This window comes from Janthinobacterium silvisoli (genome assembly GCF_014200725.1).
Taxonomy (GTDB): domain Bacteria; phylum Pseudomonadota; class Gammaproteobacteria; order Burkholderiales; family Burkholderiaceae_D; genus Janthinobacterium.
Map to the genome: position 1 here is coordinate 154,989 of NZ_JACHCL010000007.1, position 26,748 is coordinate 181,736.

The window sequence follows — 26,748 nt, forward strand, 5'->3', positions numbered from 1 at the left end:
AGTTTGTTGTATATTCCCTTCCCCGTGCCCGTACCGCTTGTCCTTGAGGCAGGCGCCGAAGAAAATGCTGCAGTACGGAAGTTTTGATGTGCTAAGGTTTCAGGCGAAGAAGATTTGTCTGTTCACCGCCATTTGTTCAATTACCTTCCACAAAAGGAAAGATATGCGCCTGAACTCTCGCCTTGGTCTGCTTGTGCCCTTGTCATCCGTACTGATTTTGTGTGCAGTGCCTGCCATCGCCGCCAATCCTCTGGACGCTTTGAGTAACCAGGACGCCAGCAATGGCTTGAAAGCCGCACTGGACGCGGGCTCGGCGGCCGCCGTTGCCAAACTGGGCGTGGAAAATGGTTTTCTCAATAATGACAAGGTCAAGATCAAGCTGCCCGGCATTCTGGAGCAGGCCAAGCCCTTGCTGAAAATGACGGGACGCGGGCAGCAGCTCGATGACCTGGTGGTGTCGATGAACCGCGCCGCTGAATCGGCCGTGCCGATGGCCAAGCCCTTGCTGATCGATGCGGTCAAGTCGATGAGCGTTACCGATGCCAAAAATATACTGTCCGGCGGTGATACATCCGTCACCGATTTTTTCCGGCAAAAGACTGCCGCGCCACTGGCGGTCAAATTCCTGCCTATCGTCAAGTCGGTCACCGACAAGTCTGGCCTGTCCGGCAAATACAACAGCACCATGAGCCAGATCGGCAAGACCGGGCTGGTGCCGCAGCAGCAAGCGACGGTGGAAGGTTATGTCACCGACCGCGCGCTCGACGGCCTGTATCTGATGATCGGTGAAGAAGAAAAAGCCATCCGCCGCGATCCCCTGTCATACGGCAGCAAGATTATTGGCAAGGTGTTTGGCAGTTTGAAATAGCCGCTATCCCGGAAATCAGTTAATTAAGAAAAAGACGGTATCCACGTAATAACGATGCTTGTTGTGGCAAACACGGAACAGCGTAAGGATTTGACACTGGAAAAAATGTTAAAATCTTGCGGCACAGATTTTTTGGCGGCGTACATAAAAACCGTCAACTCATGATTATTCTTTAGCGGCGAACTTATGTGGGGCATTCATTCATGCTTTACAGTTTGCCTTTTTTTGTTTCTCTCAAGTCCCTCAGCCATGTTCTTCTCTGAGTATCTTGTTAGGAATTCCAGATGCAGGATATATTAGGTAGTCGGATTTGTTAAGCGTACTCAAAAAATCAATCAAAACAACCTGGTGTGGATGCCTGATTCTCGGCGCGCCCAGCGCGATGGCTGCCACGCCGAACCAGGGTGGGCAATCGGGCTATATCAATATGCCCAGCGCCGTAGTGGAAACCGACGGCACTTTCAGCGTAGGGTATAGCTACAACAGCCCGTATGGTCAAACATGGGTAACGTCGAGCATTTTGCCTTTCTTGCAGGTGACCGGACGTTATGTGTCGATTACGGGCATTCCGGCATTTGGTGATGGCGATCCCGCATATGGCAAAGGTTACGGCCGCTATAAGGATAAAGTGCTCGATGGTAAGTTGCGCTTGTGGGCGGAAGGCGATTGGCTGCCCTCAGTGGCCGTCGGGGAAACAGATATCTTCGGCACGGAATTGTTCAATGGACAGTATATCGTTGCCACCAAGACTTTTGGCGCGAGCAAAAATATCGAAGCGAGCCTGGGGTATGCCCGCAAGCGCCCGGATGGTCTGTTTGCCGGTGCGCGCTGGACACCGGCAAGCTTGCCACGCTGGTCGGTAGTGGCGGAGTACGACACAACGAACTATCTGCGTGACATCCGCGCCGGCGAAACCGGAGCTAACCGGCGCAGCAAGGGTCCTGCTATTGGCCTGGAGTATCGCTGGGGCTGGCTTGGTGTGCAGGCGGCGCGCAGCCGTGATCAGTTCAGCATCAATGCCTTTGTCAGCATCCCGTTTGGCGAGCGTGAGTTCATTCCCAAAATATTTGAACCTGCCTATTTTGTCGATGACAAGAATCCGCCGCCGCGCCCCAGCAAGGAGGAATGGCATCGCGATGCCGGTTATGGCGCGGACCTGGTCAATGCCTTGGTGAAACAGGATTACAAGAACGTGCGCGTCGAGCAGGAAGGCAATACTCTTGCACTGAGCCTGACCAATAGCCGTATCTCGAATCTCGGCCGCGCCGTGGGCCGGGCCGCGCGCACGGCAGTCGCGTTCACGCCAGCGGGCACCACCACCATCCGTATCACGTATACCAAGCTTGACCAGCCGATCGCTACCTATGAATTTTTCGATTTGCCCAAGCTGAACGATTATTTTGCCGGCAAGATTGACCGCCAGGCTTTTCTCGAAACCGTGCTGCTACGCTATCCGGAAAAGAGTGATGTGATTCGCGACGACCAACAAGCCTGGTTGAAGGAGTTTCTTGACCAGCCAGCGCCGCTCAAGCCTGCCGTTGTAAGCACACCGGCGGCCACTGTCGCGGCACCTGTCGTTGTACCAGTTTTGCCCGTCACTGCTGCCCAGTCACCGGTCATGGCGGGAACCCCCTCCGATCAGGTCGTTGATACTCCTGTGCCAGCGGTCGTCAAGCAGGCCAATGCCGTTAATACTGTTAACAACGATGGCAAGCTGGCTGTTGGCCTCGGCGTCGACGGCGATGTGGTCCAGGTCAAATCGCTGGACCGTGAAGCGAACCGCTTCAAGATCGCACCCAAGGTCGGTTTCTTTTTCAATGATCCAAGCGGCGCTTTCCGTTACTCGATTTCCGCCGTGGCCAATTATGATCGCCGCCTTGCCGATGGCTGGTACCTGAATGCCGCCGCCGGCCTGCAATTGCTGGAAACCGTTTCAGGAGTGAAGCAGCCCTCGAACAGCAACTTGCCGCACGTGCGCACCGATGTGGCGGAGTATCTGCGCGGCAACCGTTTTTCGCTCAGCCGTGTCTTGCTGAACAAATATGACCATCCTGCCGAAGGGGTGTATACGCGCCTGTCGGCTGGCTTGTATGAAGACATGTTCCGCGGCGCCGGTGGCCAGGCCTTGTATCTCCCGAAAGACAGCCGTTGGGCCGCCGATCTGTCCGTGGACGCCCTGCAGCAGCGCGGCTTCAAGGGCTTGCTCGATAGCCGCGACTACAAAACGGTAACGGCAATTGCTTCCTTGCATTACCGCTTACCGCATGACATTACTGTGACGGCACGTGCCGGCCGCTTCCTGGCGAAAGACACGGGGGTGCGTATGGAATTCAAGCGCCGCTTCCAGTCCGGCATCGAAGTCGGCGCCTGGTACACCCATACCAACGGCAACGATATCACTGCGCCCGGTACACCCGACAAGCCTTATCAGGATCGTGGCGTCTTCCTGTCGATACCATTGAACAGCATGTTGCCGATGGATACGCAATCGATCGCTGGCTTTGGGATTTCGCCATGGACCCGCGACGTAGGCCAGATGGTGGCTTCGCCCGGCGACTTGTACGATATGTTCGAACGCCCGCGCGCCGACATGAACAGCTACGATGGCTTGGGTAATTTTGCGGAACGTCCCGATGAGCAGAACCTGCCGGCCGTCAATCCTCCTGACCGCCCCTTTGTCAGTCCATGGCCCGCCATGCGCGCGCGCCTGGAGCAATCGGCGTCCGCCGCTCCCAGCGTCCCCGAATGGCTGCAGGCCACGGCAGTGGTTGGCGGCGTGGTACTGGCCTCGGCGCTGGCTGACAAGCCCGTCGACCGTTTTGTCAAGAAGCATCAGAATTCCAGTTCGTTCCGTAACTGGGACAAGCTCGGTAAAGCGACGCCGTATGTTCTGGTGGGCGCGGCTGGGGCTGCGCTTGCGTTTGGCGACGAGCGCTTGCAAAATATCGGGCTCATTTCCATGGAGTCGGTGGCAGCGGCAACGGGCTTGGCGTTGGTGGGGAAATATGCGATTGGCCGCTCTCGACCGGATGAAGACCGCGGTCCGTGGACCAGTGTGGGCAGTGGGCAATCCCGCTCGGATGCGTCCTTTCCATCGACCCATTCGGCGATCGCCTTTGCTGCCGTGACACCGTTTGCCAAAGAATACGATGCGCCATGGCTGTACAGCGTGGCCGCGCTCGGTTCGGCCGGGCGCGTTGCAGGCCGCAAACATTGGGTGTCCGATACGGTCGCTGGCGGCATCCTCGGTTACGCCATGGGTAGCTGGCTGTGGAGTGCGCAGCGTAACCAGAGCAAGTCGGGCCTGTCGATCAACCCGGGGCCGAAAGAAGTAAGCGTGACCTGGCAAACAAAATATTAACGTGACAGTATCCATTTTGCTGGCAGGTATGTTTCTGGCCGAATACGGTCGTATTAATATTAATTAAATGCCTGTTGCATCAAACTGAGGCGGAGTAAATCCGCCGCATCGGCCGTTGGAAAGGAAAATCTTTCTGGCGTGGCCGTGTACGCACCTGTTGATTCTTGCCGTTAACATTTTATTTTTTAATGCATGAGAATAGTCGATTTGGATTGCAGTAGCAGGCGCGAAGACTAAGGTAAAGGCACCACATATTACCGGCGTAGCACGGTCATGAATATGTAGTATTTTTCCTATAAGTATTTCTGCCGTTCGAAGAACTGCTGTAATATAGCCGACTCAAGAAACATGCCCCCTGCAGACCACTATTTACACATACAGCTTAATGTCAAAACTCACAAATTGTTTCATAGCCGTTGCTCTGGCATCGGCTTCCATGGCCGTATTTGCGCAAAGTGTCCAAACCCAGAGTGATCTGCTAGGTCAGGAACGGGTCACGGAAACGGTCGCACCAGCAGCCGCGCCTAAGCGCGTGAATATCACCAATCGGCCGGCAGCAGCCGATCAGGATGTAGAGGGTGACGCAGGCGGTGCAGCGGTCAGTACGGCGCGGCAGCGTACGGTGAGCGAGGCTGCGCGCAAGACCCGCGCGCCTGCGCCTGTGCCAAGCGAATTCCAGAAATTTGTTTTTGATAGTACCGGTACCAACTTACCGATTTTTGGCTCGGAGTTTTTTGCTAACGCGCCATCCACTTTTTCTCCTGTCGCCAATGCGCCGGTGGTGGCCGATTATGCACTCGGCCCTGGTGATGAGCTGATGATCCGTGGCTGGGGCAGTATCGATATCGATTATCGCGCCACGATTGACCGTAATGGCTTGATTTCGATTCCAAGCATCGGTTCGGTTCCTTTGGCCGGTGTGCGTGCAGGAGATGCCGAGGGTGTGATTCGCAATGCCATCGGCCAGCTATACAAAGGCGTGACGGTCAATGTCAACTTTGGGCGCTTGCGCTCGATTACCGTCTACGTGGTCGGCCAGGCCAGCCGTCCGGGCACCTACAATGTGTCGAGCCTGTCGACCCTCGTGACTGCGCTTTTCGCCAGCGGCGGCCCGAATGCCAACGGCAGCATGCGCCATGTGCAGATCAAGCGGGGCGGCAAGGTTGCCGCGGAACTGGACCTGTACTCCTTCATCGGCAAAGGCGATAAGTCGACCGACATGAAACTGCAAGACGGCGATACTATATTCATTCCGACGGCGGTGGGCCATGTTGCGCTGGTCGGCAAGGTGAATACCCCTGCCATCTACGAACTGAAAACTGCCAACGACAGCATCGAATCGTTGCTCGACTATGCCGGCGGCATGCCGGTCGTGGCCGATCCGCGCCGTGCCTTTCTGGAGCGTATTGATGCTAGCAGAAACCAGCCGCGCAGCGTCGAGCAGTTCGCCCTGAGCGGCGAGGGGCTCAAGCGTACGCTCAAGGATGGCGACGTGCTCAATGTCACCTCGATCACGCCGGATTTTTCAAACGCTGTCGTCTTGCGCGGTAATGTTGACCAGGCGGTACGCGCGCCGTTCAAGGCTGGCATGCGCATCAGCGACCTGATTCCTAACCGTCAGTACTTGATCACGCGCAATTCGATCAAGCGCCAGAACAATGCGGTGAATGCTGGGGACGAGCGCCAGACCAATGAGGCCGCTGATAATATTGCCACCCGAATTGGCGGTCTGGTCGACGAGATCAACTGGGACTACGCGGTGATCGAACGTGTCAATCGTACGGACCTGAGCGTGAGCCTGGTGCCGTTTAATCTCGGTAATGTCTTCACCAATCCAGCCGGTCCCGACAATGTCCAGCTGCAGCCTGGCGATACAGTGACGATTTTTTCACAACAGGATGTGGCCGTGCCGATGGATAAGCGCCGCATCTTTGTCCGCGTGGAAGGCGAAGTCAATGTTCCTGGCGTGTACCAAATGACGGCAGGCGAAACGCTGCAGTCGATGTTGGCCAAGGCCGGTGGCACGACCAGCAATGCGTATCTGTTCGGCACCGCTTTTTATCGCGAAGACGTGCGCCGACAGCAGGAGCTGAATCTGGAAAAACTCGTGAAACGCCTGGAAAGCCAGGCGCGTGCTGACCAGTCGCGTTCGGTCGCGAATTCCCGTTCGGTGACGGATGTACAGCTGGCGGAAGTGCGGCGCCAGACGGAAGCGACGGCAGCAGCCCAAGCCATAGCGCGTGTCAGCGAACTGAAGCCGACTGGGCGCATTAGCCTGGGACTTGATCCGCGCGACAAGCGTTTCTCGCTCTTGCCGCAGCTGAAACTGGAAAACGGCGACCGCCTGGTTATTCCTGCACAGCCTGAATTCGTCAATATCTTCGGCGCCGTCAATGTCGAGTCGTCACCGCTGTGGCGCCAGGGTGACCGCGTCAACGACTATTTGAAGAAAGCGGGACTTACCTCGGATGCAGACGAGGAAAATATCTTCCTGCTGCGGGTAGATGGCAGCGTGGTGTCGCGTGATTCGGGTAGTTGGCTGTCGGGTGGCTTTGGTGGAACCGAGGTCATGCCAGGTGACACCATCGTGGTGCCGGAGAAGTTTGACAAGGAAACGCGATGGACGAAATTCATGACCGGCGCGCGCGAGTGGACGCAGATTTTGGCCAACTTTGGACTGGGTGCCGCAGCCTTCAAAACACTGCGTGATTAATGCCTGACTGGTCTGAAATCAACATCGAACTATCCTATAAAATAAGCGGCTCACGAGTATGAATCAGATGCAACCCACGGCTTTATCGCCAAACCCGGATACGGGCGAGCGCGAATTCAGCGTTCTCGATGTCCTGATCGTTTTGGCAAAATATAAAAAGGTAATCATATGGTTGCCAGTGATTGCGGCGATTGTCTCTGCGGCAATCAGCTTTGTCTTACCGAATGTATATAAGGCGGGTGCCAAGTTGTTGCCGCCTCAGCAGTCCCAGTCCGGCGCTTCGGCCTTGTTGTCGCAGCTCGGCGGCGCAGCAGGTGCCTTGGCTGGGTCGGCGGGACTGAAAAATCCCAACGACCTGTATATCGGGATGCTCAAGAGCCGTACCGTTGCCGACAAGCTGATTGCAAAGTTTGATTTGCAAAAGGTCTACGATGTCGAGACGATGGAAAAAACGCGCAGTATACTTGAGGCTAACACGACCATCGCTGCCGGCAAAGATGGCCTGATTTCTATCGAAGTCGAAGACGAGAACAAGAAGCTGGTTGCCCAACTGGCCAATGCCTATGTCAGTGAACTGGTGTCATTGACCAAGGTGCTGGCTGTTACTGAAGCGTCACAGCGCCGGGTGTTCTTCGAGCGTCAGCTCGAGCAGTCGAAGGATAATCTGGCAAAGGCTGAAATGGCGCTGAAAAGCGCGCTCGATACGCATGGCGTGATCAGCGTTGATGCCGACAGCCGCGCCATTGTCGAAACAGTCGGTCGCTTGCGTGCCCAAATTTCTGCCAAGGATATTCAGATAAGTGCGATGCAGGCATTCGTCACGACCAACAACCCGGAGTACAAACGGGCCCAGGAAGAGCTGATCAGTCTGCGCGCCGAGTTGTCAAAGCTTGAGAATGGCCGTCCTGCCTTGGCAGGTGATGCAGCGCTCAATCCTGGCAAGCAAGTGGGGCTTGAAAATATCAAGATATTACGCGATGTTAAGTATTATCAAATGTTGTACGAACTGTTGGCGAAACAGTATGAAGCAGCGCGCCTCGATGAGGCGAAAGATTCTGCCCTGATCCAAGTGCTTGATCCTGCTATTGATCCAGAACGTAAATTCAAGCCAAAACGTTCTGTATTGATCTTGGTCTCGACCATACTCGCATTGATTGCTGCAGTTGCCTGGGCATTTATGGCAGAGACGCGGAAAAAAATTCTTGCGGATACTGACGGAAAAGCACAGTGGGAACAACTTAAAACGCTGGTTCGAGCAAAGTAAGCCAAGAGCGAGTCGTCAAATTTCGCCTGGCGCGTTAGGTGGGTATGCCAGGCGAGGAAAACTACCCTTGAAACGGATTGAAATCTCATTCGATCGCCAGTGGGTAAAAGAATGGCATCGTGCAACGGTAGAAGAACTTTGGCAGAGCCAGACCGTATTAATTTTAAACTGACTATATAAAAAATGACCAAAAGAATCGCTCTCATCACAGGTATTACCGGCCAGGATGGCGCCTATTTAACCCAGCATTTGCTGGCGCTTGACTACACCGTGTACGGTACCTTCCGCCGTACCAGTTCGACCAATTTCTGGCGCCTGGCGGAACTGGGCGTGGAAAATCATCCGGATCTGCACCTGGTGGAATTCGATCTGACTGACCAGAGCGGCGTGTTGCGCCTGGTTGATCGCGTCCAGCCAGATGAGATTTACAATCTGGCTGCTCAAAGCTTCGTCGGCGTCTCGTTCGACCAGCCTGCTACCACGGCAAATATCACTGGCCTGGGCGCGCTGTACCTGCTCGAGGCTATCCGCTTCGTCAATCCAAAAATCAAGTTCTACCAGGCTTCGACGTCTGAAATGTTTGGCAAGGTGCAAGAGATTCCACAGTTGGAAACCACGCCTTTTTATCCACGCAGCCCGTATGGCGTCGCCAAGCTGTATGCACACTGGATGACGATCAACTACCGCGAATCGTATGGCATCTTCGGCGCCAGCGGCATTTTGTTCAATCACGAGTCGCCGCTGCGCGGACGCGAATTCGTCACCCGCAAGATCACCGACAGCATTGCCAAGATCGTCCTCGGCCAGCTCGATTGCCTCGAACTGGGCAATATCGACGCCAAGCGCGATTGGGGCTTTGCCAAGGAGTATGTCGAAGGCATGCACCGGATGCTGCAGGTCGATGAACCGGATACCTTTGTTCTGGCTACCAACCGTACCGAAACCGTGCGCGATTTCGTCACGATGACGTGCAAGGCTGCCGGCATCACTTTGGCATGGCAAGGCGCAGCGGAAAACGAGTTTGCTGTCGATACCGCTACTGGCAAGACGATTGTGCGCATCAACCCGAAATTTTACCGTCCGGCTGAAGTGGAACTGCTGATTGGTGATCCGGCCAAAGCGGAACGCGTACTGGGCTGGAAGCCTGAAACGACGCTCGAAACGTTGTGCAAGCTGATGTATGACGCCGACTTTGCGCGTAACAAACAGGGCTTTTCGTTTTGAAGATCCTGCTGACAGGCGCGTCCGGTTTTACCGGACGACCGTTTGCCGAGATGGCCCGTGCTGCGGGTCATCAAGTGGTCGTGCTCGATTGTGACCTGGCCGACAAGACGGCATTGCGCCAGCAAGTGTTGGCAGCGGCGCCTGACAGCGTGGTACACCTGGCAGCGATCAGTTTTGTCGGCCAGGCCGATGAAAATGCATTCTATGCCGTCAATGTCGTCGGTACCCTGAATCTGCTCGATGCCGTGCTGGCCTTGCCACAAGCTCCGCAACGGATACTGCTGGCAAGCAGCGCGAACGTGTATGGTAACTGCGATGCGTCGCCGATCACGGAAAGCCAGCCCCCTGCGCCGATGAATCACTATGCCACCAGCAAACTGGCGATGGAGCATATGGCGCGCACCTATGGTGATCGGCTTTCGCTCCTCTTTACGCGTCCCTTCAATTACACGGGGGTAGGACAGGCAAGCCAGTTCCTGATCCCTAAGCTGGTAAATCATTTTGCGCGCCGCGCGCCTGGCATTGAGCTGGGTAATTTGCACGTCGAGCGCGAGTTTAATGATGTCGACATGGTGTGCGCAGCTTATCTGCAGTTGCTCGAGCATGGACAGCCTGGCGAAACCTACAATATTTGTTCTGGCAACGCCTATACCTTGCAGCACGTGATTGCGTTGCTGTCCCAAATTACGGGGCACCAGATTGACGTGACGGTGAACCCGGCGTTTGTCCGCGTCGGGGAGGTGCATCGCTTGTGTGGCAGCCCGGCCAAGTTGCAGGCCTTGCCGGCGCTGCAGGGTGGCCCTCTCCTCAGCCGCAGCCTGGAAGACACATTACGTCACATGCTCGCTGCGGCCGAACGTGAACATCAGGCGCTGCTAGCGGCCGCTCATAATGGCCCTCGCACCTGATCGCTTTTGTAACGGATTAGCTTCGACGCGATCGGTAGATATCGAATTTTCACGAATAATGATGTGCCGTTAAGGGCAAGGGATAATGGAAGTGAATATGAATGAGTTTTTTGTCCATCCGCTTGCTGATGTGCATACCGCCTACATCGGTGCTGGCAGCCGAATTTGGCAGTTCGTTGTTGTTCTGGCAAAGGCCCGGATTGGTCGCGACTGCAATATCTGTTCGCACTGTCTGATTGAGAGCGATGTCGTGATTGGCGATCGGGTAACGGTAAAAAGCGGGGTGCAAATCTGGAATGGCCTGCGTATTGCCAATGATGTCTTTATCGGTCCGAATGTATCGTTTAGTAATGACAAGTTTCCGAAAAGCGGTAACCGGGATTTTGAATGTCTCGAAACCGTTGTGGATGAAGGCGCTTCAATTGGCGCTGGTGCGACGATTTTGCCTGGTATTCATATCGGCGCCAACGCAACCGTTGGTGCGGGCGCCGTGGTCACTAAAAATGTTCCGGCTGGAGCCACCGTGGTTGGCAATCCCGCGCGTATTCACCAACTGAATTCATAATATGACAATTATCACAAACAAAGAATTTAACGTCGACGCCTGTTCGATCGTATCATTGCCGAAGATATCCGATCCGCGCGGTAATCTGACTTTTATCGAGGGTGGCGATCATATCCCGTTCGATATCGAGCGCGTATATTATTTGTACGATGTTCCTGGCGGCGCCGAGCGTGGGGGGCATGCGCACAAGGGCTTGCACCAGTTGATCATCGCGATGTCGGGCAGCTTCGATGTGGTGCTCGACGACGGTTTCAGCAAAAAGCGCGTACATCTGAGCCGTTCCTATAACGGGCTGTATGTATGTCCCATGATCTGGCGAGAGCTGGACAATTTTTCATCCGGTTCGGTGTGCATGGTATTGGCATCCAATCGTTACGATGAAGAAGATTATTTCCGCGATTACGGCGACTTTCTGAAAGCTGCAGGGGTACCAAAATGAATGTTCCATTTCTTGATCTGAAAGCGGCTTACCTCGAGTGCCAATCCGAAATCGATGCTGCGGTACAGCGCGTACTGCACAGCGGATATTACATAGGCGGTCCCGAGGTCGAATCGTTCGAATCCGAATTCGCACAATTTTGTGGTGCCAAAGAGTGCGTCGGACTGGCCAACGGCCTCGATGCCCTGCATTTGGCATTGCGCGCGATGGATGTGGGCCCTGGTGACGAAGTGATCGTGCCAAGCAACACTTATATCGCCACCTGGCTGGCCGTTAGCCAGTGCGGCGCGACAGTGGTTCCCGTCGAGCCAGATGCGCGTACGTTCAATATCGATCCTGCCCTGATCGAGGCGGCAATCACGCCACGTACCAAGGTCATCTTGCCAGTCCATCTGTATGGTCAGCCAGCTGACCTCGATCCGATCCTGGCGATCGCCCGCAAGCATGGGCTGCTCGTATTGGAAGATGGCGCGCAGGCGCACGGTTCACGCTACAAGGGCAAGCGGATCGGCGCGCATGGCGATGTCGTGGCATGGAGTTTTTACCCAGGCAAGAACCTGGGAGCGATTGGCGACGGCGGCGCTATCACGACCGATGATCCGGTGCTGGCTGACCGCATCCGTGTGCTGCGCAATTACGGTTCGCGTGTGAAATATGTTAATGAATACCAGGGTTATAACAGCCGCCTCGACCCCTTGCAGGCTGCCATCCTTCGCGTCAAGCTGCTTCACCTGGATGAGTGGAATGCGCGTCGCAGTGCGATTGCTGCCCACTATCTGGAGCAGCTGCGAGACAGTGGCTTGGGCTTGCCATTCGTCCCGGAGTGGGCGACCCCCGCCTGGCATCTGTTTGTTGTGACGACGCCTGCCCGCGAAGTGCTCCAGCAACAACTGGCTGCAGCCGGCGTAACCACGCTGATCCACTACCCGATCCCGCCGCATCTGCAGCAATGCTATGCTGAACTAGGCTGGCAAGCTGGCGCATTCCCGCTTGCCGAGCAGATGGCCGAACAGGTGCTGAGCTTGCCGATAGGTCCTCAGCTAGAAACTGAAGAGCTTGCTACGGTCGTGCGTGCGTTGAATCGATGAGTCTGGTTAGATCAAGTCTGTTGAACGGTATTGCCGTTGCAGTGAAGGTCGGTGCAGCAATGATCCTGAACAAGGTGCTCGCCGTGTACGTTGGTCCGTCCGGGTATGCCTTGATCGGCCAGTTTCAGAATGCACTCGCGGTTGCGCTCAGCTTGGGTGGTGGGGTGATGGGGCCGGGCGTGACCAAAGGAACCGCTCAGCATTTTGATAACCGTGCACAACAGCATACCGTGTGGCAAACCGCGATCAAGCTAACGCTGTCTGCTACTTTGCTGGCTAGTATTACTTTCATTGTGGCCAACCAGTGGTTGTCGTTCAAGCTGCTAGAACGGAGCGACATGGGGACGGTGTTCATCGGACTCGGTTTGGCGTTGCCGGCGATCGCTATGAATAATTTGTTATTGGCGATTATCAACGGTAAGAAGGACGTAGCAACTTACGTTAGTGCGAATATCATCGGCAGCCTGCTAAGTTTGCTAGTAGTTGGTGTGCTCACTTCGGTATGGGGTTTGTATGGCGCTCTATTGGCCATTGCAATCAGTCCTGCCGCTTTGCTGCTGGCAACGGGGGCACTGGTGTCGCGCCGTGAATGGTTCAAGGTGACGTTTTTGTGGGGTAAAGTCGACCGCACAACGGTGCGCGAACTATCCGGTTTTGGATTGATGGGTTTGACTTCGGCCATCATGTCACCACTCGCTTATATGTTTATTCGTAACTATTTATCGGCGACATTGGGATTGAATGCTGCCGGTTACTGGCAAGCTTCGTGGAAGATCAGTGAAATTTATCTGATGCTAGTGACGTTAACTCTGTCAATGTATTATTTGCCACGTTTGGCCGAGATCAAGGTGCGTGCTGAGCTAGGTAAAGAAATTGTCAAGGTTTACAGCTTGGTACTGCCGCTGGTCGTAATTGGCGCGATTACAATGTATTTATTGCGAGACTTCGTTATAGCGCATCTGTTTTCGCGTGATTTCGCGCCTATGCGCGACTTGTTTCTGTGGCAGCTGATAGGTGACGTAATGAAGATTGGCTCCTGGATATTGAGTTACATCATGTTGGGAAGAGCCATGGTGCGCACCTTTATCCTGACTGAGGTGCTCTTTTCCTTGTCTTTTTATGGGTTGACAGTGGTATTCGTCTCCATTTATGGCTTACAGGGTGTAGCGATGGCTTATGCCGGTAATTACCTGGTGTACTGGATAATGATGGCGTTGCTAGTTAAGAATGAAATGAAAAAAATGGAAACAACGCATGTCTAGCTTGAATTCGAATAGTGGCCGCCAACTGGCATCGGTGCTGATTCCTTTATATAACCATGCCTCTTATATCATTGACTGCCTCGATAGTGTTCTGGCGCAAGATCCAGCAAACATCGAGCTACTTTTGATCGATGATGGTTCGTCGGACGATGGCTTTTCCATCGCTCAACGTTGGAAGGGGGAGCACGGAAATCGTTTCGCCCGCATCGAATTCGAGCGCCAGGTGAACGTAGGTATTACGCAAACCTTCGACCGCCTGATGCGTAAGAGTACTGGTAGCGTGATCCTGATTGTTGCTAGTGATGATGTGCTGCTGCCTGGTTCAGTGACGAAGCGTTTGAGTTTGCTGAATCAACCTGGAGTGATGGCCGTGTTCGGCGACGCAATCCCGATTGACGCGCAAGGAAATGCGACCGGTACCAGCGCGATTGCCGAATTGGGGCAGTCAAGTTCGCGCGCCGCGTTGGTGGACTCGCGGACCTTGCCTTGGGAACTGATTTTCCGCTGGAACGTCTATGGCTCCGTTTTGATGTGTCGCCGAGAGGCTGTACTCAAGTCCGATGGTAGTTCGGTGCTCAACCTAGAAATTTTCAGTGAAGATATGCAGCTATATTATTTGCTGGGATCGCAGGGTTCACTGCGCTACCTGAATCAACCGGTAGCCAAGTACCGCGTGCATACAACGAATACATCGCATACACAAAGCAACGTCGTGAAATTAAGAAAAAATATCTATGAATCGCGTAAGCATGCCATGATCGGTATGCCGGTTTGGCGGCGTGCTGTCGTGGCCATGCAAGCCTTTACCTACCATCGCTGGGGTACCGGCTTGCGTGATCGTCTGTCGCTGCCTATGGTAGCGGTTGCCTACGTGGGTATCTTGGTTGCACGTATTACCTATGATTTTTATCGCACCCGTATATTGGGTCAGGCATATGATGTCTGAGCTGGGACAACTCCCTCCAGTAAAACAGGGCAAATTAGCACGTCGTATCAAGCAGTTTACGTCTGAACCGCTACCTTGGGCCCTCTACATGCTAGCAGTCTGGGCGTTCGCGAAATTTCGTAGTCGAATGTATGCCAGCTTACTCAAAGCGCCACATTTAAATGTCGGTCCTCGCTGCTCGATCCGCGGTACCGAGTGCATCACAATGGGAAGAGACATTTCTATTTACGGCGGGCTATGGCTCGAGGCGGTTCAGCACTACCGGCAGCAGTCGTTCTCCCCCAAGATCATTATTGGCGATAACGTGTCATTTTCGTTGGATGTGCATATTACTTGCATAGAAAGAATCGAAATCGGCAACGGCGTCCTGTTCGGTAGCCGCGTCCACGTATCCGATCACAACCATGGACGCTATGTCGGCTCTGATCAAAGCCATCCACAGCAGGCTCCGGCCGAGCGTGAGCTTGCAGCGCGGGGTCCTGTCATTATTGAAGATAATGTCTGGATTGGCGACAATGTGATTATATTGGGCCCTGTACGAATAGGCACTGGTGCAGTTGTGGGAGCCAATTCTGTGATCAGTACAGATGTTCCTGCAGCGAGCATGGTCGTCGGCGCACCAGCAAAATTAGTAAAGAAATTTGATGATGAGCTGAATGTATGGAAGAAAGTTTAACCATGTTAATCAGAACGCTATTGTCAATTTTTGCGCCACTCAATAGTGGCACAGTTCATCAGCTGTGTGGCGAGATTGGCATAGTCGTTGATATTACTCATAGTTATTCGAACGATTTTTATTTATGTATCCGCAATCAGTTGCCGTTGGGCAGAACTCGGCGTTGCGGTCATATCAAAGCCGTCTAGGCAAACAAACGATTATCCATTGACATGACAACCCTCGAATTTTCCCTGCTGGCTCTCCAGCACATGGAAGTCTATTTAGTGCTATGGCTGGCACTGTTTGTACTGTATCGGCTTTTGTTTTGGAAAATAGTCAAATCAATTTTGGATCCAATTTATTTCGCAGTCATTTTTACAAACTCGATTTGCACAGCTAATGTTCTCTTTCTGGCTATCTATAATGAAATAAAATTGTACTACACGCTTACGTATTTGTTTTCTGAAGCGGCGTTACTTCTCGGTATTCTGATTTTTGCGCGCCCCCAACAGGTATTGCCGCCGCAAATACCCTCGCCTGACTTCGTGAGACGACTTAAGTTTGGCATATTGTTCACCATGGCTATTGCCATCAGCGCAAATATGATGATTTACATTAATAATGGTATTCCATTGTTACTCGACAGCCGTAACGATGCGTCTGCCGGTGGATTTGGTGCCTTATTGCGATTGTCGCAAGTTGCCACTGCCTTGTTCGTACTTTTCTACTATATCAAGAAGAAAATTACCGGTGCCCCTAACTCGAAAAAGGAACGTTTTCTGTTTCTGATAAGTATTATCTTAGGTGCTCTCAGCGGCTATAAAGCATTCTTTTTGTTCTATATTTCTGTTTATTTTTTTACCAATGGCTACACGCTGCCGATGTCATTAAAGAAGAAAATATTTTTTGCTACTGGCGCGTTAATTGTGATGTTGTTCATGTTCTCAGTGGTACTTGAAACAACTGAAATTGGTCTTCTTGTCCCCGCACTGCTGACACGATTGCTTGCCTCCGGCGATGTGTACTATATGGCATTCGTCAAAGATACGATCGATATGTTACCTCCCCAAGGATTCTTCTATCAGCTGTTTGGATCCCTGTTGGCCTCGTTCCGTGTAGTCAGTTGGGATGTAGCTCCACTTAATTACGGCTATGCGATCAACGAGGTGGTCAACAAAAATGATTTACTGTTTGGTCCGACCTTTCGTTATAACGTCTTGTGGCTTTTGTTGACCAAAAGCCCGATACTAACAGTCATGTTGTCATTTGTGGTTGGTGCTATTATCGGTTTGCTCAATCGGGCGCTGTACCGAAGCAAGAAACTAGGGCTCTCGTTTATTATCATCGCATTTTTTTACTTTAAATCATTTTTGTTCATTCTCGGGCCAGATCATGCCATTAACGACATTGTTTTGTCTGCCACTCTTTTTATAATTATCGGCGCGATAGTATTTTTGCCTGTTTATAGGAAGCGGAACGTTCCTGTTGTAAGTGCTGTATTATAAAAATGGCTGCGTAATAGCATGAAATTAAGGTCGATATAAAAATAATGTTTCATTATGTTCATTATTTGATGTATACTTTTTGTGATCCGTAATTTTTTGGAATAATGTATGAAGAATCCTAAGTTGTCCGTTTGTATCCCGGCATATAACAGAGCAAAATATTTGAAACAGGTCTTGGATTCAGTTATTGATCAAAAAGATTATTTGTTTGAGATTGTTATTTGTGAAGATGTTTCTCCTCAGCGCCAAGAAATTGGGGAGATTGTCCAGGAATATAAGGATTTATATGGTGACTTGATTGTTTATCATGAAAATGTCACTAATTTGGGATTCGATCGTAATTTGCGGCAATTATTAAAATCTGCTAGTGGAGATTATTGCGTATTTTTGGGAAATGACGACGTCTTGTGTCCTGGCGCCTTGAAAAATTTGTCAGAGGTTATCGAACGCAATAAAGATGTTGGTGTTATTTTGCGCGGTTACGGCTGGTTTAACGGTAATCCAGAGAATGTCGTGCAAACAGTAAAATATTTCCCCGATGAGCGCTTTATGCCTGCGGGATTGGATAGTCTGTCTTTTTTCTTCCGACGGGCCTGTGTCTTGGCTGGTTTGACGATCGCACGAAAACCGGCACTGGAACTCGAGACTTCGGAATTTGATGGAACACTATTCTATCAATTGCATCTCGTTGGGAACATTATTTTGAAGCACAATGGGGTATTTACTCCGGAGATTATTACTTTGTGCCGTGCTGATGAGGCCCCTGATTTTGGTCATTCTAGTGCCGAAAAAGGAAAATATACACCAGGCGAATACACTATTGATGCACGCATCCATATGATGTCGGGTATTGTTACTATTGCGAAATCGATTGATAAAACGCATAAAGGCGCATTGGCTGGTATTTTGAGGGATATTGCAAATTATTCTTTCCCTTGGTTGTCATATCACGCAGATAAAAAATATGGAATATTCAAGAAATATTATCGTACTTTGGGTGACATGGGCTTGAAATCATTTCCTATGTTTCATGTGTATTATTATCTCATCTTGATCGTCGGTGCTGGACGGGTCGAAAAATTGATTAATTTCGCCCGAAATTCTTTGGGCTATACACCAAAGTTAGGTCACCGAAAGTAGAATGCGGATTGTTTACGTTTTATTAGATAGTCTCGACGCACTGGATATTGATGGAAGGAATGGCCATTGGCGGTGGTCTGCTTCGTGCGTCGATTTTACTTTACAACGTAGCAGTTCCTAATATCTTCAATAGCTTTTAGCCTTGCCTCCACTAATTAATTTTAAAAAATAAAATTATTTATTAATAATTTGGAAATTTTAAGTGGTGGTGTTTGCATAGTATCCATATATAATTAAAATTTCTATCAATGCAAGATGAATTCTGCCGTAAATTACGTTAATAGGTAAACCTTCTTCCTCTTGCTTGAAAGATGGATACTAAGTAATTCTCGGAAAATTATTGTGAATTTATGGTAAACAGAAGTGGATGCAAAGGCGTCCGTTGCGATGCTGTGCTGGCACTGCGAACAGCGGGCAACACTGCAGTAGGCTACTTAGGGGGGCAGTAATAATAATTATTTCTGGGGTTGCTTAGTTAGTCGGAAGCCTATCTATAGTTCTTCAGTCATGCGAGACGAGCATGTACATCTCTCGCACTGCCGCAGCGTTGATGACGGCTGAACGGTGTCGATTGACGTCATGCCGCTACACTGGCGGCAGCGGATCTCGTTTACCGGATGATCAGGTGTGCGCTGTCAAGCAAGACATCAATACCACGCCGCAACGCCACTACCTCTCGGCAACTGCATGTTTAGCGTGCTTTTTTCCGTTTTCTCTCATCTCTGCCACAAAGTCCTTGTATGGCGATATCGTGGCGAATGCACATGATTTTTTATTTAGATAATTCTGTCAGTCAAGAATCTGCGGTATGATGGCGGACCTATAATTTGGTTCCTGCGATATATTGTTCTAGGCAGACTGTTGAATGTCAAAATTTACTAATTGTTTCCGATAGTTTCTCTTATTCGGTCGCAGAAGGAATTCATGCCGGTTTCCTGTGTGCCGTGAGTGACATTTGGGTAGGCCGTGAATGGTTCGCTCCCGCCTGCCGGATGCGCTTTATTTTGCTCCGGATGATCAGGCTGGTATTACATGTCACCCTCGCTGAGGCCTGCGCTGATTTGCTCGGACGAATGGATGCGTGGCTGACCTCATCAGCTTGGCGACGACTGGCTGTATGGCCGTGACGGGTCAGGCTAGAAAAGACTACCGCGCCATGTTGTTGGAGCATCCTGAAAGACGTATTTTTCGAATGGCGCGCGGCGTCTCCTCAACAGTCTCCCGCCCCGTCTGCAATGCTACTGCAGTGTCGTGCAAATCCTAATTAATGATATGTTCTGATGATGATTCTTATATTCAATAATCCGTCCCGCTGCGATACGGGTACCTGTCCCGATTTGAGCAAGGTGTCTTCATGAGAGTCGGTATCGACGCGCGTTTCATCACGCGCCACCCGCGCCGCGGCATCGGCAACTACTCGCTGCATGTCGTTGCCGCGCTGGTCAAGCTGTACCCCGCAGTTCAGTTCTTTTTATATATCGCGATCCCGGACAGCGAAGGCATCCTGCCAAGTGGACCGAATGTTACCGTGCGCCAGCTGAAAATGCCGGCCTACCCGCTGTGGGAGCAAGTGGCCCTGCCGCGCGCGGCGCGCGAGGACCGGCTCGATATTCTGCATGGGCTGGGCAATACCGCGCCGATCTTCGTGCCGGCAAATGTGCGTATGGTGCTGTCACTGATGGATGTGATGTTTCTCCAGACCGGTGAGTTCGTGCCGAAGCCAACCAACCGCTACCAGGCATGGGGGCGTCATTACCGTCGCTTCGTGTCGCCGCGTTGCGCACGCGCGGCCGACCATGTAATCACGATTTCGGATTTTTCGCGCAAGGATATACTCGATCTGATCCCGGGCCTGGACCCGGCCCGGGTGCATGTCACGTTCCTCTCCTGCGACGCCGTTTTTCAGCATCAGCGCAGCGCGGAACCGGTCCAGCGCCCGGCCGGCGGCGGCGCGCGTCCTTACATTTTCACCCTCGGCGCCAATGATCCGCGCAAGAATACGGTGCGTCTCGTGACTGCCTACCTGGCATTGGTAAAAGAGCATGGTATCGAGCACGATCTCGTTATCAGCGGCTACGCCGGCTGGGAACAGAGCGAGGCCTACCAACTGGTCAAGGATGCCGGTGCCGCGGCGCGCGTGAAGTTCCTCGGCTTTATCGATATCCAGGAACTGGTCGCCTTGTACCGTAATGCGGAACTGTTCGTATACCCGTCGCTGTACGAAGGCTTCGGTATTCCTATTCTGGAAGCGTTTTCTTCAGGTTGCCCGGTCATTGCGTCGAATGTCACGTCGATTCCGGAAGTGGCCGGAGACGCGGCGCTGTGCGTCGATCCGCTGTCGGTCGAAGCGATCAAGACCACCATGCTGCAAGTGCTCCAGGACGACGCGCTGCGCGCAACGCTGGCACAAAAAGGCTACGCGCGCGCGCGCCAATTCACCTGGGAAGAAACTGCGCGCCAGACCTTCGCCATTTACGAGGCTTGCCTCAATAAACCTACAGTCCAATGAAGCTACTTGCCATTTCTGGCCGTATTCCTGCAATTGACAGGAATGGCGACCAAGTCATTTCGTATTTCCGCCTTAGTCACCTGGCTCGCAACAACACGGTTGAACTGATTTGTTTTGGCAGCCGCGACCAGCCAGAGGACCGGGCCGCGACGCTGGCCCTGGAGGCGCTGGGCATCGTGGTTCACCTGGTGCCATGGAACAAGTTCAGTGCGGCGCTGCAGGTATTGCAGGCCATTCCGTTTCCGGACATGCCGTTTCAGTGCGCGTATTTTCGTTCGCGTCAGTTCCAGAAGGTGTATCAGACGGTATCCGTCCGCTTTGCTCCCGAGGCGCTGTATGCGGTCATGATCCGGGTATTGCCGAATGCGCGCGGCTACCAGGGGCGGCTGTTTGTCGACATGGTCGACTCGATGGGACTGAATTTCGGCCGCCGCGCCGGTATGGAAAAGGGTGTCAAGGGCTGGCTTCTCGGCATCGAGGCGCGCCGCGTTGCCGCCTACGAGAAGCAGGTTGCTCAACGTGCGGAACACTGTTTCGTGGTGTCGGCCATCGACCAGCAGGCAATCGGCTCGGATCATGTCGGCGTCTTGCCGCTTGGTATCGATGTCACGCGCTTCAATCGTCCGGCCGCCGCAGCGACCGCACCGTTGATCGCTTTCACGGGCAATATGTTTTATCAACCGAACGTGGACGCCATGCTGTGGTTCGCCGAACACTGCTGGCCCGCGATCAAGGCCGCCGTACCTGGTGTGCGTGTGTTGGTGGTGGGCAATCGCCCGCAGCCAAGCCTGGTCGCGCTGGGCAAGGCCGATCCCGCCATCGAAGTGATGGGACGCGTGCCATCGGTCGCTGAAGTCATCAAGACCGCTGCGGTCGCCGTGGCGCCGATGCGTTCCGGTTCAGGCATGCAATTCAAGATCCTGGAAGCGATGGCGTGCGGCGTGCCGGTGGTCGCAACGACGATAGGACAGGGCGACATCGGCTGCGTGGCCGGTGTCGACATTCTGGTGCGCGATGGCGCAGCCGAGTTTGCGCAAGAGGTCATTTCACTGCTCCAGTCGGCCGCGCTGCGCGAGCAGGTCGGCAGCGCAGGCTACGCTTACGTGCAAAAAAACCATAGCTGGGACGCGATCAATCAGCGCTTCGTCCAGGCTTGCCACCTGGCTTGATCATGCAAAAAATACTGGTCACTGGGGCTAACGGTTTTGTTGGCAAAATGGTCTGCGCAGAATTGCTGGCACGTGGTTTCGAGGTCATCGCCGCGGTGCGTAAGGTGCCCGCGGACGCGGACGTGAACAGCGCTGGCTTGCGCTTTGTCGGCGTCGGCAATGTCGATGCCGACACCGACTGGGATACGGCTTTGGCGGGCTGCTCAGGCGTGATCCACCTGGCTGCGCGGGCGCACATTCTGAACGACGATGTGGCTGATCCGCTGGCAGCATTTCGTGCGACCAACGTGGCCGGCACCCTGCAATTGGCGCGCAGTGCTGCGCGCGCCGGTGTGGCGCGGTTTGTCTTTGTCAGTTCGGTGGGCGTGAATGGCAACCAGAACCAGCGGCCGTTTACCGAAAACGATACGCCGTTGCCGGCCGAACCCTATGCCGTCTCGAAGCTTGAAGCTGAACTGGCTTTGCAGGCCGATGCGGCCAACTGCGCCATGGAACTGGTGATCGTGCGTCCTCCGCTCGTGTATGGTCCCGGCTGCCCTGGTAACTTCCTGCGTCTGCTGAAAGTGTTATCGAGCCGGATTCCAATGCCCTTTGGCGCGATGCGCAACAAGCGTAGCTTCATCGGCATCTGGAACCTGGCCGATTTTCTTGCCACCTGCCTGGTACACGAGAAGGCGGCCGGCCAGGTATTCCTGATTTCCGACCTGGAAGACGTCACGCTGCCTGACCTGTTGCGCGGACTGGCGCGCGGCATGGGCAGTAGTGCAGCGTTGTTTTCAGTCCCCCCCAGTTGGCTGGCGAAACTGGCCGGCATGGCAGGCAGGAGCGCCACGTTCGACAAGCTGGGTGGGGCCTTGACTATCGACGCCAGCCGCGCTCGTACCGTACTGGGCTGGACGCCACCAGTCAGCCTGGCCGAAGGATTGCAGCGCACGGGGCGCTGGTATGCGGAACGATAAAGCGCTGCTCTGTGCCGATGCAGTGCTGGCAGGAAAAACTGTTGTGCGAAAATGTGTCATATTTCTGTCGGCGCAACACCGGTATCAAAAGCCGTAGGGAAAGGTTAAAATACTAACTCGCCATTGTATCGTTGTGATGGCGATAGCGAATGGCATGGTACCGAAAAGGCAATATACCTGATGAAGCGTTTTCTCGATTTTTCCCTGGGGCTGCTGGCCTCGCTCCTGTTTTTCATCCCCTTCCTGATTTTGATCGTGCTGGTCAAGCTGACGTCAAAAGGACCAGCTTTGTACTGGTCGAACCGGGTCGGACGCTACAATCACCTGTTCTCCATGCCCAAGCTGCGCACCATGCGGGTCGACACCCCGGTCGTAGCCACGCACCTGTTGACTAACCCCGACCAGTTCCTGACGCCGATTGGCGGCTTCCTGCGCAAGTCCAGCCTCGATGAGATTCCTCAGTTGTGGTGTATCTTGCGCGGCGACATGAGCATCGTTGGCCCAAGGCCAGCGTTGTTTAACCAGCAAAACCTGATCGACATGCGTACCGAGAAGGGCGTGCACGAGATTCGCCCGGGCCTGACAGGCTGGGCCCAGATCAATGGCCGCGATGAGCTGCCAATCGATCAAAAGGTCAAGCTTGACCTCGATTACCTGCAACGCCAGTCGCTGGCATTCGATATCAAGGTCATCGCGCTGACGGTATTAAAAGTGGTGCGCCGGGACGGCATCACCCATTAAGTTCAGCAGGGAAGTATTACAACGACGCGGCCGGTTCGAAAGAATCCGGCCGCGTTGTCTTTGGTGACTGTGTTTGTGAGGCGAGGCGGGCAGCAAGTTGCGTAGCGCATTGCTGTGTGCCTCGATGTACTACCGCAAATGGCGTGATACTGCCGACCTGACGGTGGTCGGCAGCGCTTGACGCGGCAGTGGTCAGGCCGTTACTTCGGCATCCGATGGCGGGACCAGGTTGGCTGGCATGGTCGTAAGTAATATCTTCCACAGGTGATCATCGATATCCGACGACGGTGTGAACTCGGGAACGATTGCTCGCAATTGATCGCGGATGGCTTCATGGTCGCCCTGTTCGCATGCCTGATCGAGCTGCTTGAGCATTTGCTCCAGGATCGGCCAGGCAATCTCCGCCTCTTGGGCGCGCATGATGAGCGGGTGCTCGGTACCGGTGACATTATCTCCGATGAGCAATTCTTCATACAGCTTCTCGCCCGGCCGCAAGCCAACATAACGAATTTCAATGCCGCCTTTGCCTCCGTCACTGCGTACTTCATGCCCGCTCAGATAAATCATTTTCTTGGCCAGGTCGGCAATTTTGACTGGTTCGCCCATATCCAGAACGAACACGTCGCCGCCACGGCCCATGGCGCCAGCTTGCAGCACCAGTTGCGCCGCTTCGGGAATAGTCATGAAATAGCGGGTAATTTCCGCATGTGTCAGCGTAACCGGACCACCTGCTGCAATCTGGCGCCGGAACAGCGGCACGACTGAACCGGACGAGCCCAGCACATTACCAAACCGCACCATGCAAAAGCGCATCTGTGTATGCTGGCGCGAGAATGCCTGCAAGATCAATTCGGCCAGGCGCTTGGTGGAACCCATCACATTGGTTGGCCGTACCGCCTTGTCGGTGGAAATCAGGACAAAGCGTTTTACTTTGGCAGCGACTGCCGCGCGCGCAAGACTGAGTGTGCCGAAGGCATTATTGCGGATGCCTTCGATCGGATTTTGTTCTACCAGCGGTACATGCTTGTAGGCCGCCGCGTGATACACGGTTTCCACCTTGAACTGCTTGAAAATGTTTTCGCATTTTTTCGTGTCGAGCACGGATCCCAGGAATGGAATCAGCTCGACATCGATGCCGTTGGCCAAGGCGATGGCCCGTAGTTCCTGGTCGATGGCATACAAGCCGTATTCGGACAATTCAATGAGTACCAAGCGGCTTGGCGCCTGCATCACGATCTGGCGGCACAGCTCTGAACCAATCGAGCCACCGGCGCCGCTCACCGCTACTGATTTTCCGGTGATGCATACCGACAGCAGCGCACCGTTGGGGGCGACCGGATCGCGGCTGAGCAAGTCTTCAATTTCGATCTCGCGCACGTCTTCCACTCGCAACGAGCCTTTGACCAAGTTCTGAATGGGCGGCGTGACCTTGATCTTGATCTTCAGCGGCGTGAGACGGTCGATGATGGCACGCTGCTCGGCATGGCTAAGCGCAGGCATGGCCAGCAGTACTGCGCCGATCTGGTATTTTTGCAGGATAGCTTCGAGGTGGGTGGGGCACCACACCTTGATCCCGGCTATGCTGGCACCATGCAGTTGGACGTTGTCGTCCAAGAAGATGATTGGAAGATATTCGCTACTCAGACGCAGGGCATTGGCTAGCTGAATGCCGGCCCCGCCTGCACCGTAGATCGCAACACGCATGCGCTGCGGTCCGCGCTGGTCGCCGAGGAAAAACCCGCGTGCCGTGAAGCGGCTGACCAGTAGATAAATGATCAGCAAGGCGGTAAAGATCAGATACGGGATCACGGAAAAAGTGAGATTGGGCAGTACGAGGCTCAGGAGTGCTACGGCAATGACCGACAGGATCGCCCAGGTCGTTATAGTCAGGACAATCTGATGGTCGATGTAGCGGATAACGGCACGGTACAAGCCCATGCGTATAAAGATCGGGATCGAAATGATCGGTGCGGCAATTATTAGCACCGCATAGGCAGCGAGCGACGCAACATCCAATGTGTGCAAATGTAGCGCAAGAGCAGCAATAAAAGTCAATGGGATGCAAACAGCATCAGCTGCCACTGCGACTACTTGTTTATGGAAGCGCGAGAGATTCAGAAATTTCGTTTTCATCGATTAATTCAAGCGTAAGGTGAAGCGATGAACAATCATAAAATGTAACATGACGTTCTCTTGTCCGAGATAAATCGGCAAATGTGTATGTTGTGATTTTTTTGGAAGCTATTTCCAATGTATCTCACTTTGATTTCCCGTCATGTATGCGGGATTATTGAAAATAACAACTTCTTCTATCCACAATCATAAGTCTTTGGCGCGGCGTAGTGGAAAAACAATGAAAACAGTTGCGCTATGTTTTTATCCTGGGCGCGACAGCGGCTTCTTGTGCTGTGAAAATAGTGTAGCGTCCGGCGTAGAATGATCTGGCGCAGATTGCATTACTTTCAAGCCCCGGCCAATTTCATCGCGCACATTGCGCGATGAAATTGGCCGGTGTATGTATGGCAATACGGGTTTAACCCTGGCACAGTCTTAGTGCCTCTTCCCATTGCGGCAACTGGCAAAAAGTATTAATCAAGTGTTGTGAGGACAGCAGCGAATTAATCGGGCGCTTCGCTGGTACCGGATAGTCTTGTGCCAGGATCGCTTTTAACTGTGGTTTTTTTGTAATAGACGCATGCGCCATAATCGCCTCGGTGAAGCCAAACCAGGTGGTTTGCCCTTGAGCGCTCAAATGGTAAATACCAGCGCGTTGTTGCAGCCATGCATAGGGATCCTGCGCTGTCAGGCTTTGCGCGACGATGTGGGCTGTGGTATCGGCGATGGTACGGCTCCACGTCGGTGCTCCATGTTGGTCGGAAACGATACTGAGCGTATCGCGCTCTTGGGCCAGGCGACGCATGGTGAGCAAGAAATTTTTTCCATGCATACTGTAGACCCAGCTAGTGCGCAGAATCAGGTGTGCGATTCCTGTGGCCGCGATCGCCTGTTCACCGGCGAGCTTGCTGCGACCATAGACGTTGATGGGACAGGTTGGATCATCTTCGGTATATGGCGTTTCTTTCGTGCCATCAAATACATAATCGGTACTGTAGTGAATCATGGCAGCGCCTAGTTTACTGGCTTCCTCTGCCAACACGCCAGGCGCTTCCCCATTGATACGCATCGCTAGCTCGACTTCAGTCTCCGCCTTATCGACTGCGGTGTAGGCGGCTGGATTGACGATCAGCGTTGGTTTGATGCGGCGGACCACATCGCGTACCTGATCTAGATCGGCCAGGTCCATCTGGCTGCGGTCAACGGCAATGATCTCGCCCAAACCTTGCAAGCTGCGCTCGAGTTCGTAGCCAACCTGGCCGGTTTTTCCTGTAATTAAAATACGCGTCATGAAGTAATCTCGATAGTGATGAG

Annotated in this window: 20 protein-coding genes; 18 read left to right on the top strand and 2 right to left on the bottom strand. The window is 53.3% G+C overall.

Annotation, left to right across the window (positions count from 1 at the left end; translation table 11 throughout):
• The first annotated feature begins 163 nt into the window (after window positions 1-163).
• The 18 genes from HDE75_RS23590 (at window position 164) to HDE75_RS23675 (ending at window position 23,319) form a co-directional block, all read left to right on the top strand.
• Window positions 164-868, top strand: coding sequence for a DUF4197 domain-containing protein (locus tag HDE75_RS23590; protein ID WP_183681284.1), 705 nt, complete (start codon window positions 164-166; stop codon window positions 866-868).
• Between the two features lie 382 nt (window positions 869-1,250).
• A complete protein-coding gene (locus HDE75_RS23595; protein WP_183681282.1) occupies window positions 1,251-4,229 on the top strand; it encodes a YjbH domain-containing protein in 2,979 nt (992 codons plus the stop codon).
• Between the two features lie 532 nt (window positions 4,230-4,761).
• Window positions 4,762-6,942 carry a polysaccharide biosynthesis/export family protein gene (locus HDE75_RS23600; protein WP_311735156.1) on the top strand — a complete coding sequence of 727 codons (2,181 nt, stop codon included), beginning with the start codon at window positions 4,762-4,764 and terminating at the stop codon, window positions 6,940-6,942.
• 58 nt (window positions 6,943-7,000) lie between these two features.
• Window positions 7,001-8,206: a GumC family protein gene (locus HDE75_RS23605; protein ID WP_183681278.1), complete on the top strand. Its 1,206-nt coding sequence runs from the start codon at window positions 7,001-7,003 to the stop codon at window positions 8,204-8,206.
• A 183-nt stretch (window positions 8,207-8,389) separates the two neighbouring features.
• Window positions 8,390-9,430, top strand: a complete 1,041-nt coding sequence (gmd, locus tag HDE75_RS23610) for a GDP-mannose 4,6-dehydratase (RefSeq protein ID WP_183681276.1) — start codon at window positions 8,390-8,392, stop codon at window positions 9,428-9,430.
• On the top strand, window positions 9,427-10,338 hold the full coding sequence (locus HDE75_RS23615) for a GDP-mannose 4,6-dehydratase (RefSeq protein WP_183681274.1): 912 nt from the start codon (window positions 9,427-9,429) through the stop codon (window positions 10,336-10,338). Before gmd ends, HDE75_RS23615 begins: the two co-directional genes overlap by 4 nt.
• 97 nt (window positions 10,339-10,435) lie before the next feature.
• On the top strand, window positions 10,436-10,903 hold the full coding sequence (locus tag HDE75_RS26990; RefSeq protein WP_221291980.1) for an acyltransferase: 468 nt from the start codon (window positions 10,436-10,438) through the stop codon (window positions 10,901-10,903).
• A gap of 1 nt (window position 10,904) precedes the next feature.
• Window positions 10,905-11,342: a sugar 3,4-ketoisomerase gene (locus tag HDE75_RS23625; protein WP_183681270.1), complete on the top strand. Its 438-nt coding sequence runs from the start codon at window positions 10,905-10,907 to the stop codon at window positions 11,340-11,342.
• A complete protein-coding gene (locus tag HDE75_RS23630; RefSeq protein WP_183681268.1) occupies window positions 11,339-12,430 on the top strand; it encodes a DegT/DnrJ/EryC1/StrS family aminotransferase in 1,092 nt (363 codons plus the stop codon). Before HDE75_RS23625 ends, HDE75_RS23630 begins: the two co-directional genes overlap by 4 nt.
• Window positions 12,431-12,450: 20 nt before the next feature.
• Window positions 12,451-13,692: an O-antigen translocase gene (locus HDE75_RS23635; protein WP_183681266.1), complete on the top strand. Its 1,242-nt coding sequence runs from the start codon at window positions 12,451-12,453 to the stop codon at window positions 13,690-13,692.
• The gene (locus HDE75_RS23640) at window positions 13,685-14,638 is read left to right on the top strand and encodes a glycosyltransferase (protein ID WP_183681264.1); all 954 of its coding nucleotides are present in this window, start codon (window positions 13,685-13,687) and stop codon (window positions 14,636-14,638) included. The genes HDE75_RS23635 and HDE75_RS23640 overlap by 8 nt, the downstream gene beginning before the upstream one ends.
• Window positions 14,628-15,314 (top strand): acyltransferase, encoded by a 687-nt coding sequence (locus HDE75_RS23645; RefSeq protein ID WP_183681262.1) that lies wholly within the window; start codon window positions 14,628-14,630, stop codon window positions 15,312-15,314. The genes HDE75_RS23640 and HDE75_RS23645 overlap by 11 nt, the downstream gene beginning before the upstream one ends.
• A 212-nt stretch (window positions 15,315-15,526) precedes the next feature.
• A complete protein-coding gene (locus tag HDE75_RS23650) occupies window positions 15,527-16,801 on the top strand; it encodes a hypothetical protein (protein ID WP_183681260.1) in 1,275 nt (424 codons plus the stop codon).
• 108 nt (window positions 16,802-16,909) lie between these two features.
• Complete coding sequence (locus HDE75_RS23655; RefSeq protein WP_183681258.1) at window positions 16,910-17,941, top strand: glycosyltransferase family 2 protein; 1,032 nt, start codon at window positions 16,910-16,912, stop codon at window positions 17,939-17,941.
• Window positions 17,942-19,295: 1,354 nt separating this feature from the next.
• The gene (locus HDE75_RS23660; RefSeq protein ID WP_183681257.1) at window positions 19,296-20,450 is read left to right on the top strand and encodes a glycosyltransferase family 4 protein; all 1,155 of its coding nucleotides are present in this window, start codon (window positions 19,296-19,298) and stop codon (window positions 20,448-20,450) included.
• Window positions 20,447-21,619: a glycosyltransferase gene (locus HDE75_RS23665; RefSeq protein WP_183681255.1), complete on the top strand. Its 1,173-nt coding sequence runs from the start codon at window positions 20,447-20,449 to the stop codon at window positions 21,617-21,619. The genes HDE75_RS23660 and HDE75_RS23665 overlap by 4 nt, the downstream gene beginning before the upstream one ends.
• Before the next feature lie 2 nt (window positions 21,620-21,621).
• Window positions 21,622-22,578, top strand: a complete 957-nt coding sequence (locus tag HDE75_RS23670) for an NAD-dependent epimerase/dehydratase family protein (protein WP_183681253.1) — start codon at window positions 21,622-21,624, stop codon at window positions 22,576-22,578.
• 180 nt (window positions 22,579-22,758) lie between these two features.
• Window positions 22,759-23,319, top strand: coding sequence for a sugar transferase (locus tag HDE75_RS23675; RefSeq protein WP_183681250.1), 561 nt, complete (start codon window positions 22,759-22,761; stop codon window positions 23,317-23,319).
• Between the two features lie 192 nt (window positions 23,320-23,511).
• Here the strand turns inward: HDE75_RS23675 and HDE75_RS23680 are convergent, their stop codons facing one another.
• Both HDE75_RS23680 and rfbD read right to left on the bottom strand, forming a co-directional pair.
• The gene (locus HDE75_RS23680; protein ID WP_183681248.1) at window positions 23,512-25,452 is read right to left on the bottom strand and encodes a polysaccharide biosynthesis protein; all 1,941 of its coding nucleotides are present in this window, start codon (window positions 25,450-25,452) and stop codon (window positions 23,512-23,514) included.
• Between the two features lie 400 nt (window positions 25,453-25,852).
• Complete coding sequence (rfbD, locus tag HDE75_RS23685; protein WP_183681246.1) at window positions 25,853-26,725, bottom strand: dTDP-4-dehydrorhamnose reductase; 873 nt, start codon at window positions 26,723-26,725, stop codon at window positions 25,853-25,855.
• Window positions 26,726-26,748 lie beyond the last annotated feature (23 nt).